Annotated in this window: 16 protein-coding genes; 11 read left to right on the top strand and 5 right to left on the bottom strand. The window is 46.0% G+C overall.

What is annotated here, in order from left to right; genetic code table 11:
* Nucleotides 1–216: 216 nt before the first annotated feature.
* Together DIC78_RS08450 and DIC78_RS08445 are read left to right on the top strand one after the other, a co-directional pair.
* On the top strand, nucleotides 217–1182 hold the full coding sequence (locus DIC78_RS08450; protein WP_103672191.1) for an L-lactate dehydrogenase: 966 nt from the start codon (nucleotides 217–219) through the stop codon (nucleotides 1180–1182).
* A 32-nt stretch (nucleotides 1183–1214) separates the two neighbouring features.
* The gene (locus DIC78_RS08445) at nucleotides 1215–2840 is read left to right on the top strand and encodes an L-lactate permease (protein WP_127696048.1); all 1626 of its coding nucleotides are present in this window, start codon (nucleotides 1215–1217) and stop codon (nucleotides 2838–2840) included.
* 41 nt (nucleotides 2841–2881) lie between these two features.
* On the opposite strand, the gene bmr3 is transcribed toward DIC78_RS08445, so the two are convergent.
* Entirely contained in the window at nucleotides 2882–4420 is a 1539-nt protein-coding gene (bmr3, locus tag DIC78_RS08440; protein WP_106021104.1) for a multidrug efflux MFS transporter Bmr3, read from the bottom strand.
* 112 nt (nucleotides 4421–4532) lie between these two features.
* Between bmr3 and DIC78_RS08435 the strand changes: the two genes are divergently transcribed.
* The 3 genes from DIC78_RS08435 (at nucleotide 4533) to DIC78_RS08425 (ending at nucleotide 6532) form a co-directional block, all read left to right on the top strand.
* Nucleotides 4533–4997 (top strand): MarR family transcriptional regulator, encoded by a 465-nt coding sequence (locus tag DIC78_RS08435; protein WP_127696046.1) that lies wholly within the window; start codon nucleotides 4533–4535, stop codon nucleotides 4995–4997.
* A gap of 74 nt (nucleotides 4998–5071) precedes the next feature.
* Nucleotides 5072–5701 carry a LysE family translocator gene (locus DIC78_RS08430; protein WP_024120145.1) on the top strand — a complete coding sequence of 210 codons (630 nt, stop codon included), beginning with the start codon at nucleotides 5072–5074 and terminating at the stop codon, nucleotides 5699–5701.
* A 69-nt stretch (nucleotides 5702–5770) separates the two neighbouring features.
* Complete coding sequence (locus tag DIC78_RS08425; protein WP_127696044.1) at nucleotides 5771–6532, top strand: YqcI/YcgG family protein; 762 nt, start codon at nucleotides 5771–5773, stop codon at nucleotides 6530–6532.
* Between the two features lies 1 nt (nucleotide 6533).
* Here DIC78_RS08425 and DIC78_RS08420 read toward each other — a convergent pair whose 3' ends face one another.
* Nucleotides 6534–7874: an amino acid permease gene (locus DIC78_RS08420; protein WP_103672186.1), complete on the bottom strand. Its 1341-nt coding sequence runs from the start codon at nucleotides 7872–7874 to the stop codon at nucleotides 6534–6536.
* Nucleotides 7875–8003: 129 nt separating this feature from the next.
* Here DIC78_RS08420 and DIC78_RS08415 point away from each other — a divergent pair, with 129 nt between their 5' ends.
* On the top strand, nucleotides 8004–8600 hold the full coding sequence (locus DIC78_RS08415) for a DUF1989 domain-containing protein (RefSeq protein ID WP_044161986.1): 597 nt from the start codon (nucleotides 8004–8006) through the stop codon (nucleotides 8598–8600).
* A 133-nt stretch (nucleotides 8601–8733) separates the two neighbouring features.
* Entirely contained in the window at nucleotides 8734–9552 is an 819-nt protein-coding gene (gene nadE, locus DIC78_RS08410; protein WP_127696042.1) for an NAD(+) synthase, read from the top strand.
* An 83-nt stretch (nucleotides 9553–9635) separates the two neighbouring features.
* Here nadE and tmrB read toward each other — a convergent pair whose 3' ends face one another.
* Nucleotides 9636–10229: a tunicamycin resistance ATP-binding TmrB gene (gene tmrB, locus DIC78_RS08405; RefSeq protein WP_106021094.1), complete on the bottom strand. Its 594-nt coding sequence runs from the start codon at nucleotides 10227–10229 to the stop codon at nucleotides 9636–9638.
* A 54-nt stretch (nucleotides 10230–10283) separates the two neighbouring features.
* Nucleotides 10284–11072, bottom strand: a complete 789-nt coding sequence (locus tag DIC78_RS08400) for a sugar phosphate isomerase/epimerase family protein (protein WP_127696040.1) — start codon at nucleotides 11070–11072, stop codon at nucleotides 10284–10286.
* A gap of 370 nt (nucleotides 11073–11442) precedes the next feature.
* On the opposite strand from DIC78_RS08400, the gene DIC78_RS08395 reads away from it, so the two are divergent.
* On the top strand, nucleotides 11443–12003 hold the full coding sequence (locus DIC78_RS08395; RefSeq protein WP_127696038.1) for a shikimate kinase: 561 nt from the start codon (nucleotides 11443–11445) through the stop codon (nucleotides 12001–12003).
* Nucleotides 12004–12029: 26 nt separating this feature from the next.
* On the opposite strand, the gene DIC78_RS08390 is transcribed toward DIC78_RS08395, so the two are convergent.
* A complete protein-coding gene (locus DIC78_RS08390) occupies nucleotides 12030–12791 on the bottom strand; it encodes a class I SAM-dependent methyltransferase (RefSeq protein WP_127696036.1) in 762 nt (253 codons plus the stop codon).
* 115 nt (nucleotides 12792–12906) lie between these two features.
* On the opposite strand from DIC78_RS08390, the gene DIC78_RS08385 reads away from it, so the two are divergent.
* The 3 genes from DIC78_RS08385 to DIC78_RS08375 all read left to right on the top strand — a co-directional run bounded on the left by DIC78_RS08385 (nucleotide 12907) and on the right by DIC78_RS08375 (nucleotide 15833).
* Complete coding sequence (locus DIC78_RS08385) at nucleotides 12907–13857, top strand: LysR family transcriptional regulator (RefSeq protein ID WP_127696034.1); 951 nt, start codon at nucleotides 12907–12909, stop codon at nucleotides 13855–13857.
* A gap of 155 nt (nucleotides 13858–14012) precedes the next feature.
* Entirely contained in the window at nucleotides 14013–14969 is a 957-nt protein-coding gene (gene cah / locus DIC78_RS08380) for a cephalosporin C deacetylase (RefSeq protein ID WP_127696032.1), read from the top strand.
* Nucleotides 14970–15050: 81 nt separating this feature from the next.
* Entirely contained in the window at nucleotides 15051–15833 is a 783-nt protein-coding gene (locus tag DIC78_RS08375; RefSeq protein WP_024120156.1) for a nucleotidyltransferase domain-containing protein, read from the top strand.
* The last annotated feature ends 188 nt before the right edge of the window (nucleotides 15834–16021 follow it).

Raw genomic sequence — 16021 nt, 5'->3', positions numbered from 1 at the left:
AAGAAACTAACAAACATTCCTTCTTTGTCTTGCGATTCTCATGCTGAAAATCACTCAAGAAAACGGTAAGAAACTATCATAGATAGTTTCTTTTTTTGTTCATAAATCAGACAAATCTTTTCTCTTGCAAAAGTTTGTGAAATGTTGCACAATATAAATGTGAAATACTTCACAAACAAACACCAAAGAAAAACAAACACTGGAGGATGAGGATAAATGATGAATGAACGTGTAAATAAAGTAGCTTTAATCGGAGCGGGTTTTGTTGGAAGCAGTTATGCATTTGCGTTAATTAACCAAGGGATCACAGATGAACTTGTGGTCATTGATTTAAATAAAGAAAAAGCAATGGGCGATGTAATGGATTTAAACCACGGAAAGGCGTTTGCGCCGCATCCGGTCAAAACATCTTTCGGAACATATGAAGACTGCAAGGATGCTGATATTGTCTGCATCTGCGCCGGCGCAAACCAAAAGCCTGGTGAGACACGCCTTGAATTAGTAGAAAAGAACTTAAAGATCTTCAAAGGAATCGTCAGTGAAGTCATGGCGAGCGGATTTGACGGCATTTTCTTAATCGCGACAAATCCGGTTGATATTCTGACTTATGCAACATGGAAATTCAGCGGCCTGCCAAAAGAGCGAGTGATCGGAAGCGGCACAACACTTGATTCTGCGAGATTCCGTTACATGCTGAGCGAATACTTCGGTGCAGCGGCACACAATGTGCACGCTCATATTATCGGCGAACACGGTGATACTGAGCTTCCTGTCTGGAGCCACGCGAATATCGGCGGAGTGCCGGTCAGTGAACTGGTTGAGAAAAACGAAGCATACAAACAAGAAGAGCTTGACCAGATCGTGGATGACGTGAAAAACGCCGCTTATCATATCATTGAGAAAAAAGGCGCGACGTATTACGGGGTAGCCATGAGCCTTGCGCGAATCACTAAAGCGATTCTTCATAATGAAAACAGCATTTTAACAGTCAGCACATATTTGGACGGACAATACGGAGCAGATGACGTGTACATCGGAGTGCCGGCTGTCGTCAACCGCGGCGGAGTCGCTGGCATCACTGAGCTGAACTTAAATGAGAAAGAAAAAGAGCAGTTTAACCACAGCGCCAACGTGCTCAAAAACATTTTGAAACCGCATTTTGCAGAACAAAACGTCAATTAGAACGCAACTATAGAGTAAAGGGCTGATTGTCAATGTGGGAGCAGTTGTATGATCCGTTTGGAAACGAGTATGTGAGCGCACTGGTTGCGCTCACACCGATTCTCTTTTTTCTCTTAGCTTTAACCGTTTTTAAGATGAAAGGCATTCTTGCGGCATTTCTGACCCTAGCCGCCAGCTTTTTGGTTGCCGTATTGGCATTTCATATGCCGGTTGAAAAAGCCGTTTCTTCTGTTTTATTAGGCATCGGAAGCGGTTTGTGGCCGATCGGCTACATTGTCCTGATGGCAGTGTGGCTCTATAAAATCGCTGTGAAAACCGGGAAGTTTACCATTATTCGTTCCAGCATTGCCGGCATTTCGCCTGACCAAAGATTACAGCTATTATTAATCGGTTTTTGTTTTAACGCATTTTTGGAAGGTGCGGCCGGCTTTGGTGTTCCGATTGCAATTAGTGCGGCGCTGCTCGTAGAACTTGGCTTTAAACCGTTAAAGGCGGCGGCGCTCTGTTTGATTGCGAATGCTGCCTCTGGAGCCTTTGGCGCGATCGGGATACCGGTGATTACAGGCGCGCAAATTGGAGACTTGTCTTCTCTTGAGCTGTCTCGGGCATTGATCTGGACACTGCCGATGATTACTTTTCTGATTCCGTTTTTACTCGTGTTCTTATTAGACCGGATGAAGGGAATCAAACAAACCTGGCCTGCCTTGTTGGTTGTCAGCGGTATATATACAGCGGTTCAGACGCTGACAATGGCTGTGCTCGGACCGGAATTAGCTAACATTTTGGCGGCGCTGTTCAGTATGGGCGGGCTTGCGCTCTTCCTGCGCAAGTGGCAGCCGAAACAGATTTACCGTGAGCAGGGAGCCGAAGAAACCGGTGAGAAAAAGAGATACAGCGCCGCAGACATTGCCAAAGCGTGGTCTCCTTTCTACATTTTAACTGCGGCGATCACCATCTGGAGCCTTCCTGCATTCAAAGCGCTTTTCCAAGAAGGCGGGCTCTTCTATCAGACAACGCTTTTGTTCAAGATGCCTTTTCTGCATCAGCAAATTATGAAAATGCCGCCCATTGCCCCATCTGCCATGCCGCTTGATGCGATTTTTAAAGTCGATTTGTTATCAGCGACAGGTACAGCGATTTTAGCCGCAGTCATCGTTACAGGACTGTTCAGCAAAAATTTCTCTTATCGGGATGGCTTCAGTTGCTTGAAGGAGACAGGGAAAGAACTGTGGATGCCGATTGTCACGATCTGCTTTGTGATGGCGTTTGCCAATCTGGCCAACTTCGCGGGGCTCAGCTCTTCCATCGGGCTGGCACTGGCGAAAACAGGCGATTTGTTCCCGTTTGTGAGTCCTGTTCTCGGCTGGATCGGCGTGTTCATTACTGGCTCAGTTGTCAGCAATAACGCTCTGTTCGGGCATTTGCAGGTTGTCACCGGAGCACAGATCGGTGCCGGTTCTGATTTGCTGTTAGCCGCAAATACGGCGGGCGGGGTGATGGCGAAGCTCGTTTCTCCGCAATCTATCGCCATTGCCGCTGCCGCGGTCGGCCAGACAGGGAAGGAATCAAAGCTGTTTAAACGGACAGTGATGTATAGTCTGATTCTGCTATTGATCATCTGCATATGGACGTTTATTCTTGCAAGATTAGGTGTTTAATAGAAAAAAAGCAGTACACTCGAGGTGTACTGCTTTTTGTATTAATTTGCTTTCTTCGTCATTTCCTCAGTTGTTTTGACTCTTGTTTTTCCCATGAACAAAACGGTGATCGCCGCGAGGACAATTGGAATCAAAGCAAGTAAAAAGACATATGTGATGCTTGATGACATGGCGTCGATGATCCGGTTCAGAATCGCAGCAGGGATCTGTGATCGTGTGCCGGCTTGGAAAATCGCCTGTGGATCACCGATATTCTGCGGAGCGCCTGAGCCGGCGGAGCCTTTCATCCCGCTGAAGGCATCGCTGAGCTGGTTTGTGAATACGTTCGTCTGAACCGTGCCGAAAATCGTGACGCCGAGCGTCATGCCGAATGATCGTAAAAATGAATTCGTGGAGTTGGCCGTTCCCCGAAAACGAGGTTCAAGATCATTCATGGATGCTGCCGGGAGAAGCGAGAAGTTAAAGCCTACGCCGAAGCCTGAAATCATCATAAAGACAGTCAGCCATACGCGCGCTGTGTCCGGCGTCATATTGGAAAGCAGCAGCATGCCGATAAAGAAAGATATGACGGAAATCAGCATCAGATTGCGGAAGCTTGCCTTCGTTTGGAAGATTCCGCCGATCATACTTCCGATCACTGATCCGATCATCATCGGTGTCAGAATGAAGCCTGCGCTTGTCGCTGAGCTGCCGTATACCGCCTGTACGAAAATCGGAATAAACACTGCTAAAATAATGAATGTTCCGCCATAAAGAAAAGCGAGAATCTGCGCTGTGGCAAACAAGCGGTTCTTAAACATCCAGAAGGAGATAATCGGTTCTTCCGCTTTTCTCTCCACAATAAAAAAGGCAATAAAGAAAACAGCGAAAATGATAAACAGGCCAATGATTTGAATCGAATTCCAGTCGTATGTTTTGCCGCCGAGCTCAAGCGCGAACATCAGGCACACAATGGATACGACTAAAGTAATCGCGCCGCCCCAATCAATTTTCTGCTTTTTATGCTCCAGCGATTCTTTGTAATAGCGAATGATGAAAAACAATGACAGTGCACCGATAGGGACGTTGATGTAAAACACCCAGTGCCAGCTGATAGAGTCTGTGATAATAGCGCCTAACAGCGGGCCGAGAACACTTGATAATCCAAATACAGCGCCGAACATGCCTGACATTTTTCCGCGTTTTTCCGGCGGAAACAAATCAAAGATAATCGTGAAGGCAATCGGCAGGAGCGCTCCGCCCCCAATCCCCTGAATGGCCCGGTAGATGATCAGCTGGTTCATTGTTTGTGCGATTCCGCATAATGCCGACCCGATTAAGAAAAAGATAAGTCCAAACAGGAAAAAACGTTTTCGGCCGTACATGTCGGAAAGCTTGCCGTAAATCGGCATTCCAGCCATCACCGCTACCATGTAGGATGCAGTTACCCATGCAAATTTATCAAAGCTTCCAAGATCAGCCACGATGCTGCCCATCGCTGTGGCAACAATTGTATTGTCCATTGCCGACATTAAAATGCCCAGCAAAAGACCGAGAACCACAAATTTAGTGGAAGGATATTTTGCGGCTGTTGTATCCATTTATTCTACCTCCTCTACCTTTTCTAAGTAAGGTTTGATATCATGATAATAGTTTGATTATTAATTATCTCGATTATCAAGATAAATTTGATTTTATAGGGAGGACTGTCAGTTGTCAACAAGAGATTCCAGAAGTGAGTTGGAAAAGACTTCCGTTCAGCTTTTTCGGAAATTGGGCACAAGAACGGTTCTGTTTCATCAGGCAGCCGCTCAGGCTCTCGGTCTGTTTCCCACCGATTTGAAATCAGCTGACATCTTAAATGAAGCGGGGCCAATGACGGCCGGCGAACTGGGGAGAAAGACGGGACTCAGCACGGGTTCGGTTACGGCGCTCGTTGACCGGCTGGAAAAAGCGGGGTATGTGGCCCGTGAAAGGGACCCGAACGACCGCAGAAGAGTGATTATCGTGCCTCTTACCGCTTCTAAACAGCATGTGAAGGATTTGTTCCGATCACTGTCAGAGTCGACGATGGATCTGTGCCGCGAGTATACGGAGGAGGAATTGGAACTGATTTTCGGTTTTATCGGCAAAGCCTCCGATATTATAGAGGAAGAGCTTGACCGCTTGAAACAATAGGTGAGTTTTGTGCATAGCTTGGCCCGTTCCCGAATAAATTGTACAAGTTGAGTAAGAGAGGGGAGTACGGGCCGGTGAACATTTTTTTGAGTTATATTGTGCTGGGGCTGTCCTTGTCTGCGCCTGTGGGACCTGTCAATGCGGCGCAAATTGATAAAGGCATTAAAAACGGGTTTTGGCATGCGTGGATTTTTGGTTTAGGCGCCATGACAGCTGACGGACTGTACATGCTTTTCATCTATTTCGGTCTGTCACAGTTTTTGACCGCTCCGTTTGTGAAAACGTTTTTGTGGCTCTTTGGCTTTTTTGTACTGACCTATACCGGTATTGAAACGCTGAAGAATATCAGGGAAGCGATAGACGTACGCAGCTCGAAGGGGAAGCCGTCCTACAGAAAAACATTTGCCTCGGGTTTTCTCATCTCATTGTCAAATCCATTGAGTATCCTCTTTTGGCTTGGGATTTACGGGAGTATTCTTGCAAAAACGGCGGAGGCTTACAATATGAGTCAGCTTCTCATCTATAGTTCCGGCATTATGATTGGCATTTTAATCTGGGATTTTTGCATGGCGATCGCAGCCAGTACATTCAGGAACCTGCTTCACGAAAAGCTGTTGCGGGGATTCACCGCGATTGCTGGCATATCCTTGCTTGTATTCGGTTTTTACTTCGGTTATCAAGGCATTAAAGAGTTATTGGGCTGATTCAAAAAGGACAGTCACCTGCCGCCTTCCGTTTTAATATAGTATTCAGATGATACTGGAGGTGGATCAATGGTGAAAGGGATTTACACCAAAAGTTTTCTGGAACGGAATCAAGCTGAGTTCCCGGAATGGCAAAGGATCGCTTTTGAGCTATTAGCAGAAACTTTGGCGGATGACGCGGATAAGTTCCCGTGTATTCCCGGCCGTCAGGCATTTCTGACTGATCAGCTTCGCATTGCCTTTGCAGGAGATCCCAGGGAAAACGGTACGGTGGAGGAACTGGCGCCGCTGCTTGCGGAGTATGGGAATATCTCGCGAGACTCCGGGAAGTATACGTCATTGGTTGTGTTATTTGATACACCGGAGGATTTGGCTGAGCATTATTCCATTGAAGCATATGAAGAGCTGTTTTGGCGCTTTTTAAATAGACTGAGCGAACAAGATGAAAAAGAGTGGCCGGCAGATATTCCGGCCGATCCAGAGCATTATAAATGGGAGTTTTGTTTTGACGGCGAGCCGTATTTTATTCTGTGTGCAACGCCGGCTCATGATGCGAGGAGAAGCCGAAGCTTTCCTTATTTTATGATCACGTTCCAGCCAAGATGGGTGTTTGAAGATCTAAATGGTTCAACCGCATCTGGCCGAAACATGAGCAGGCTGATCCGATCCCGTTTACAGGCTTATGATCAAGCCCCGATTCATCCGCATTTAGGCTGGTACGGAGGAAAGGATAATCGGGAATGGAAACAGTATTTTCTCAGGGATGATGAAAAACAGGTATCAAAATGCCCGTTTTCATATTTAAAGAACATGTTTAACAAAATGAAATAGTTCACGAGCTGGCAGGGCGGTCTTTGTGTCCCTGCTTTTTTTGATAGATCAAGGTGACAACGGCAATGACAGCTAGAAATCCCAAGCTGACAAAAAATCCGGGTCGGCTTGATTTTTCAAACAGCGTGCCGGACACAGCCGCCGCGATCAGAATTGTCGCCAAATAAATTTGCGTTTTCGCCATGGCTGCCGGATCGGTCAGCTTTTTGCTGGAGAACAGGATAAACAGCCAAGTGTATAAAAGCATAAGCCCGGCCGCTGTTGTCATGTGCTCATATATATTTTTAGGCAGCACTAAAGACAGTACGATAGACACGATAAGCCCCGCAAATGTTAATCCGAGCGCGGGCCAGCATATTTTTTTGCCTTCTTTTAGAGTAAAGCATTTCGGCGCGTCGCCGTCATCGGCCATCGTACAAAGCAATGTTGTCACGGCAAAGAGTGAAGCGACAAGGGTCGAGAAGCCCGCGATAATAAAAATGCCGTTAAAAATATCAAGGATCACTTCGAGATGAAATCCTTTTAAAGACGTAATAAACGGGCTGTCCTGTTCTGTAAACTTGTGTAAAGGAACTAGTAGCAAAGCGAGCCCGATTGAAATGATATAAATAATCGCCAGCGTTGCCAGCATCAGCTTTCCTGATTTTGAGGCTTCCTCCGGCTTCTTTAAATGAACCGTCATGAGCCCCATGACTTCAATGCCGCCAAACGCGTAAAATGCATAAATCAGGCCTGTCCACAGCCCCATAGCTCCGAATGGGAAAAATTCTTTCGTCTCATTCGGAATCTGCACCTCCGGCTTTCCGCCTGATAATATGCCGCACAAAGCCAGAATGGCAATCACGATAAACATGAAGATAGCGGCTGTTTTGATAACTGCCAGCACGTTTTCTGTTTTTTCAAAAACAGAAAGTCCGGTAAAAATAATGAGAAGCCCAAGTACAGCATAGATGGAAGCAAATACCCACAGCGGTACTTGAGGAAACCAATGCTTCGTAAATAACGAAATGGCTGTCAGCTGGCTTCCGGTAATCAGCATTTCAGATGACCAGTACACCCAGCCGTTGCTGAAGCCGGCCCACCTGCCGAACGCTTTTCTCGCATATGAACAGAACGAGCCCTTTTCAGGGTGTTTTGCCGAAAGTTTGGCAAGCTGTTCGAATACAAAATAAGTGCCGATCGCTCCAATTAGAAATGAAAGCAGAACGGAAAATCCGCTTTTCACAATTGCGATGCTGGAACCGAGAAAAAAACCTGTTCCGATTGTGCATCCTATCCCGATTAATGAAAGCTGCCACCAAGCCAGATTTCCTTTTTCTTGGTCTTTTTTTGTTTGACTCATTTACATTCAACCCCTTTTATCTAAGGTTAGATTGCAACCCGCGCAAGGCTTATATGCATCGGATTTTTGCCTCTTTTTACATGGAGGCGATGGTAAACGCTCATACTAATAGAAAAAGGAGCGAAGCGGATGACACAGCAATATATCGTTCAGCCGAAGAAAGGGCTCGGCCTGAAGCTGAAAAAGGGCCAGATTTTGAAGGTGGTTGATGTAGAGGGGCAGCAGGTTGCTGATTTTGTGGCGTACCACGCAAAGGATTTTTATGAGCATCTTGATCAGGGAGCGACCATTGATGCCAATCATTCCATTCATGTGAAGGTAAACGATCATATTTACTCTAATTTGTATAAACCGATGCTAACGCTCATTGAGGATACAGTCGGCAAGCATGACCTGCTTCTGCCCGCCTGCCGGCCTGATATGAACCGGCTGTTATACGGAAAACAAAAGGACGAGTTCCAGGATACGTGTTATGACAATATGAACCGGGCGCTTGAGCAGTTCGGCGTGCCGAAGCCGCATATGCATTATCCGTTTGCGATTTTTATGAATACCGTTCTGGATGAGAAAGGGAACCTGTCTGTGGAAACGCCGCTGTCAAATGCCGGGGATTACGTCAGACTCAGAGCGGAGATGGATTTGGTTGTCGCGTTTTCTTCCTGCCCGATTGAAAAAGGAAAGTGCAATGGCGACAGTGTGACGTCCATACGGGTTGAAGTCAGCTGATCTCTCTTATTCACTATGAAATAAGACCTGTGCTATAGTTAATATGGATACATAACAGTCATGATTCATTTTCATTGATTCGGGGAAATGAACAGTAAGAAACAAGCGAAAATGTACAGGAGGAATGATTGGGATGAGCATGCAGGAAAAGATTATGCGTGAATTACATGTGAAGCCCTCAATTGATCCAAAGCAAGAAATTGAGGACAGAGTCAATTTTTTAAAACAATATGTAAAGAAAACCGGCGCTAAAGGACTTGTGCTTGGCATCAGCGGCGGACAGGATTCAACACTTGCGGGAAGACTTGCTCAGCTTGCGGTGGAAAACATTCGCGAGGAGGGCGGAGACGCTCAATTTATCGCGGTCCGTCTTCCGCACGGCACACAGCAGGATGAAGATGACGCCCAGCTCGCTCTGAAATTCATCAAGCCGGATAAATCATGGAAATTTGACATTCAATCAACAGTCAGCGCTTTTGCGGATCAATATCAGCAAGAGACAGGCGATAAGCTGACAGACTTTAATAAAGGAAACGTAAAAGCGAGAACGAGAATGATTGCTCAATACGCGATCGGCGGCCAAGAAGGCCTTCTTGTGATTGGAACAGACCATGCGGCCGAAGCCGTGACTGGTTTCTTTACGAAATACGGTGACGGAGGCGCAGATCTCCTGCCGCTGACAGGTTTAACAAAGCGTCAGGGAAGAAGCCTGCTGAAAGAGCTGGATGCACCGGAACGCTTATACTTAAAAGAACCGACTGCCGATCTGCTGGATGAAAAGCCGCAGCAGTCTGATGAAACTGAGCTTGGCATTTCCTACGATGAGATTGATGATTATCTCGAAGGAAAAGAAGTATCGGCGAAGGCGTCAGAAGCGCTGGAGAAACGCTACAGCGTGACGGAGCATAAGCGCCAGGTCCCAGCTTCTATGTTTGATGACTGGTGGAAATAATATGATAAAAGCCCACTCTTGGAGTGGGCTTTTTATTTATTGATCCATTTGCATGTATCAGGGACATGCTTTCAAAACGTCTTTTATTTGATACGGATATGATTCAGCTTCACCATCAATCTGTCAGTGAATCTTCGCAGGCTGCCTCTCGAATCAGGCTCAAGCGGCAGATTTGCTTGGGCAGCGATCGTTTCTGCGACCTGCTGAATAGACATTTGGTCTGTATGGAGATGTTCTGTGAAGAGGCTATCAGACAGGCTGTTGATGCAGCGGTCGATTTGTTTTGCGGCCCAGGAGTTTTTTCCTTCCGCTCTGGTGCGCAGGCGTTTCAGCAATGTTTCCTTTGAAGCCAGCAGGGTAAAGTGGTGAATGGTCCGGCCATCCTGTCTCAGCCTGCCGATAATGTCATCGAAGTATTGATCATTCGTAATGGTCATGGGCACAATGATGATGCCCTGATATGTATCTGATAAATAGGAAAGCATGCTGTAATTGAATTCCCGCCACAGATGGTAGCTTTGAAAGTCATCTTCAGCGATATCCGGCGGTATCATCGAACGCATCGCAAACCCCATCTTTTCAGGATCATATACGTAAGACGGTTTCAGCCTTCTGTGCAGTTCAAACGCTGTTTGTGTTTTTCCGGAACCGAAAGCCCCATTTATCCAAATGATCATCATGATATCCCCCTTTTTGTTTATGATACAAAAAAAGACCCTTCGATCGAAGAGTCAGCGGGAAAAAACAGACGTATATTCGCGGAGCGATTCCTTTATATGCGTAAAGGCATGTTCTCCAAAATACTCAAGAGAAACAAAACCATCATATTGTCTGTTCATCAGCTCTTTTAAAAATGCTTTTTGATCGAGATCTCCTTGAAAAATCGGAGTTGGCTCGCTCAGATACCAGATATCAAAGTTCCAGCGGTAGTTTTTCAAATGGATATGGCTGATCGTATGAAAGGTTTTTTCTAAAGCGGGCAGCTGGTCAATTCGGTTCGCGTGCAGATTTGACCCGTCAAAAATCGTTCGGAGTCTCGGATGGCCGACAGCCTTCAAAAATGTTAAAGCAGCTTCAGGTGTATCGGCATACGTATCATAGTGAATTTCCAGACCGATATTCACCTCATAGCCGTCTGCCATTTGCGCAGCCTGCTGGAATTGTTCAACCGCACGCAGCCATTTTTCCGGTGACGTTCTGTTTGACGCCTGATTGCCGGCAAATACGCGAATAAGCGGGCTGTGAAGCTGTCTCGCAGCCCGAAGCCCTTTTCTCACTGCTTCTTTTGTTTCTTCTTCTCCTTGTGTCACAAAATCGGTGTATAAGCTGACCGCGGGCACCTTCAGTTTATGCTGCTGCAGCAGGGTATAAAGGCTGTCCAGCGGCCCGAAGTCCTGTTCATACTGTTCGATGTGGCCGTACCACAAATCAATCCCGTCAAAGGACTGCTCCTTCGCAAAGGAAATGACGTCCATTACATTTTGCTTTTTACACCCGGTTGTACAAAAGCTTATTTTCATCTCACATCCCTCCCGTCATCTTTTTCCCTGATGAAAAACGGATAAACGCAGAGAGAGGAAGGACGTTTAATCATTTAATGCTTTTTTGCGTCGAAGTATTAAATTATTTCTGAAAATGTTGTACAATGAATGTCATCCGGACAAGAAGGTTATTGAACGCAAAAAAGAAACGGAGCCGACTGCTCAAAAACGACGTTTCGTCATGTTACATCTTTTATTCTGCATCACGGAGGCCATTGCGTTTTCTTATGTTTTATTGTAGGAAAGCTTAATGAAATAGAGGACGCCTGAGCCGGTATCTATATAAATATTCGCAAAATCAGCATATAATGAAGATAAACTTTCATTCCTTAGGAGGATTTCGCCGAAGATGAACGCTAAACGAGCCATCCCAGTAAGAGAAAGAAATATCGTCCTGATTGGATTCATGGGTGTAGGAAAAACGACAATCGGCCAATTGGTCGCTAAGAAATTATATAGAGATTTTATCGATATTGACCAAGAAATCGAAAAGGATTTCAACATGTCGATCCCTGAGATGTTTGAAAAAAAAGGTGAGGACTTTTTCCGGAAAACAGAAAAAGAATATATCCTGAATCTATGCCACCATACAAGATTTAAAATTGTCTCACTTGGCGGAGGCTCTTTTAAACAAGAGGAAATCAGAAAATGCTGTCTCGAACATTGTCTGGTGCTTCACCTCGATCTGTCTTGGGAGAACTGGAAGCAGCGCGCGAATTTGCTGATCGAAAGCCGCCCGGTGCTGCATAACCGGTCAATGGATGAAATGGAGCAGCTGTTTAACGAAAGAAAAGTCATCTATGACAAGCACAATTCAAAAGTGGAAACAGACAACCTTGCTCCTGAAGAGATTGCAGATTACATTGTGGAGACGTTAAAAATCGGTTGGGATCTTTATCAGCCAATGTAAAAGCCGTGCGGTATGCACGGCTTTTTTTATCGCTTCACGCCTTGGATCAATATCGCTTTTAAGCAAAAGGATTCAGGCTTTCCGTTTTGATTCAATTCGAGGCAAAAGGTGTCACGGGCTTCGTCAGACGCGTTGTTCAAATGGCTGATGATACGCTGTTCCCGATCGGCGGGGGTTCCGCCTCGTTTGATCCAGCTGTTGTATTCAATCGGCAAATTCCACTTTTGGATTTCTTCATAGCCGAGCTGGTTGGCCGTAAACATTGACTGCCATTCCGATAATGAACTTTCGCGTACGTGAGAAGGATCTCTGAGCCGGTTCAAATGATTGACAAACTCATCAAGATCAGGAGCTTCAGGCGCGTAGTGATCGACCAGGAAAAACCGTCCGTTCTTTTTCATCACGCGTGCAACTTCACTGACGGCTTGATGAACATTGGAAAAGTGGTGAGCCGCATATCGGCAGGTGATGACATCAAATGAATCGTCAGGGAAAGGAAGCTCCTCTGCCGTTCCTTTCTGAAAGTGTACATTGAAAGCGCCTTTTTCTTCCGCAAAAGATAAAGCAACGTCAACCATTTCTTGCGTCGCATCAATGCCGATGCATTCTTGGACGTAAGGGGAAAAAGCCAGCGCTGTATGGCCCGCTCCCGCTCCGACATCAAGCACTCGCTGCTCTGCACGGCATTCCGCAGTTTTGATCAGCATCGCTAAATCTTCACCCTCAGCAAATACCTTCTCATCACGGTACATCTCAGCATTTTTCGAAAACGGAGTTTCATTTGGCAAGTGAACCAGCTCCTTCATTTTTGGTGGTGATATGGATTATGTTAGCAATGTCTGTTATGATTCGTCCAAGATATAAAAATGATGAATTCGATAGTTTCAACCTATGGAGGCTGAAATGGATATTAAAGTGATGGAATATGCTGCGGAAATTGCCCGCCGACAGAGCTTTACAAAAGCGGCGAAGCACCTTCATATCGCCCAGCCTTCTCTCAGCCAGCAAATCAAAAAGCTGGAGATGGAACTTGGGCTTACTCTTTTTCACAGGTCACACGGCTCTGTTACGCTGACACCGCACGGCCGCCGTTTTATTGAAAAGGCTGAGGACATCATTCGATCAAGGGATGACTTGCTGCGGGAGATGCAGGAGCGTTCTCAAGGACTGGGACACAAGCTTTCGATCGGGATTCCGGCTGTAACAGGGAGATATATTTTTCCTCCGCTGCTGAAGCAGTTTTTAGCGCGTTATCCCCATATGGAGGTTCAGCTTATCGAAAAAGACCCAGCTGCCTTAGAGGAGATGACGGCAAAGGGTGAGGTTGATCTTTCTGTTTTATCCTTGCCGATCGAGGATGAGAGACTCTCCATCGAACCCTTGCTGACGGAGCCGATCGTTCTTGCCGTACCAAAGGAAAAACAAAGGTGGATGCCGCCCGACATGACTGCACTGATTGATAAAGCGCTGGAAGGAGAGGGGAGCCGGCCGCCGTGCGTGCCGCTTGAGATGGCAAAGCACGTTCCTTTTATTTTGCTGAAGGAGGGCTACGGTTTTCGCCGGACGGTACTTGACCTATGTGCGGAAAGCGGCTTTAAGCCAAACGCCGCGTTTAAAACGAGCCACATCGAAACCGCGCAATCCCTTGTGGCAAACGGTTTGGGGGTAACACTGGCGCCAAATATGGTCAAAAGAGACAAAGACCCGGGTGTCATCTATTTATCTCTTCAATCTGCGCCTTCACGCACTCTGGTTTTTGTATTTTTAAAGAACCGCTATGTCAGTCTGACCGCTCAGGCCTTTATGGAACTGAGCCGGGAATCGGTTAAACAAACGTTTGATCAAGAAGAGTGAATATGGTGTCAAGGATAGAAGGATATTCATCACAAGAACGAATGCACGTCGAGGGATTGAATCAGAAACAGATGTTAAAAAATTTAGAAAATAGATTCAAAACGTGATAGTATAGAATAAACTAAATCTTATTAAACAAAGGAGAATAATCGGAAATGCAACTATTCGATATGCCGCTCGACCAATTGCAAACGTATAAGCCTGACAAAACTGCCCAAAAAGATTTTTCTGAGTTTTGGAAATCCTCTTTGAATGAGCTTGCCAAAGTTCAAGCAGTTCCTGACTTACAGCCGGTTGATTATCCTGCTGACGGGGTGAAGGTATACCGCCTCACATATAAAAGTTTTGGAAATGCCAGCATTGCCGGATGGTATACGGTGCCTGACAAAGAAGGCCCGCATCCGGCGATCGTCAAATATCACGGCTACAATGCAAGCTATGACGGAGACATTCATGAAATGGTCAATTGGGCGCTGCACGGATACGCTACGTTCGGCATGCTTGTCCGCGGCCAGCAGGGCAGCGAGGACACCAGTATTTCTCCGCACGGACACGCATTGGGCTGGATGACGAAAGGAATTCTTGATAAAGATACATACTACTACCGGGGAGTTTATTTGGACGCCGTCCGCGCGCTTGAAGTCATCAGCAGCTTTGATGAAGTCGACGAAACAAGAATCGGCGTGACAGGCGGAAGCCAGGGCGGAGGCATAACCATTGCGGCCGCTGCTCTGTCAGATATTCCGAAAGCCGCTGTTGCTGATTATCCTTATTTAAGCAATTTCGAGCGAGCCATCGATGTGGCGCTTGAACAGCCGTATCTCGAAATCAATTCCTTTTTCAGAAGAAATGGCAGACCGGAAACAGAAGAGCGGGCTATGAATACACTAACGTATTTCGATATTATGAATCTGGCTGACAGGGTGAAGGTGCCTGTAATGATGTCGATCGGGCTGATTGACAAGATTACGCCGCCTTCTACTGTGTTTGCGGCATATAACCATCTGGAGACAGAAAAAGAGCTGAAGGTGTACCGCTACTTTGGGCATGAGTATATCCCTGCCTTTCAAACGGAAAAGCTTGCCTTCTTTAAGCAGCATCTTAAAGGCTGACAGACGTGAAGAGCCGCCGCATCATCGGGCGGTTTTTTTCTGCAGACAGCCGGAATGAGAAAAGACGGGAGACGAATATATATGAAACAAAGAATCATTGATGAACTAAAACGAATTGAGCAGGAATACAGCGTTAAAATCGTGTATGCCGTTGAATCAGGGAGCCGTGCTTGGGGATTCCCGTCGCAAGACAGCGATTATGATGTCCGCTTTATTTATGTGCCGAAAAAGGAGTGGTATTTTTCAATTGAGCAGGAGCGGGATGTCATTGAAGAGCCGATCCACGATTTGCTGGATATCAGCGGCTGGGAACTGAGAAAAACGCTGCGTCTTTTCAAAAAATCAAACCCTCCGCTGCTTGAGTGGCTGTCCTCAGACATTGTGTATTACGAAGCCTTTACGACCGCAGAGCAGCTGAGAAAGCTGCGAAGCACAGCGTTTAAGCCTGAAGCCAGTGTGTATCACTATATCAATATGGCAAAAAGAAACGTCAAGGATTACCTGCAAGGGCAAGAGGTGAAAATCAAAAAGTATTTTTACGTGCTGCGGCCGATACTGGCGTGTAAGTGGATTGAAAAGCACGGAACCATTCCGCCGATGGATTTTACTGTTTTGATGAATGAATTGATTACGGAACCCGAACTGAGAGCAGAGATGGAAACCTTGCTTGAGCGCAAAAGAAAAGGTGAAGAACTGGATCTAGAAGCAAGAATTCATGTGATTCACCAATTCATTGAAACGGAGATTGAAAGGATTATGGAAGCGGCGAAAACGCTGAAAATCATCAAAAAAGATATCACGCCTGAGCTGAATCGTTTGCTTTTGAATACTGTTGAAGAAGTGTGGAATGATGGAGGAAGCTGATGTTTCATGTCGCTTCCTCTCTCCATATTTCGACAGGAAGTCCCCCGACTTTCTAACTATCTAATTGTGAGAAACCCACAAAAATAATCAGAATCTTTGTATTTTGAGAATATTGTGAACGGAGGTTTTGTCCATTTACAATAAACTCATACAAATACTTCTTAGATTGCGGGGTGTTGAGATTGGAA

It is taken from the genome of Bacillus halotolerans (assembly GCF_004006435.1).
In the GTDB taxonomy this organism is placed as follows: Bacteria; Bacillota; Bacilli; order Bacillales; family Bacillaceae; genus Bacillus; species Bacillus halotolerans.
The sequence above is the reverse complement of the archived record's forward strand: the minus strand, read 5'-3'. Positions and strand labels throughout refer to the sequence as shown.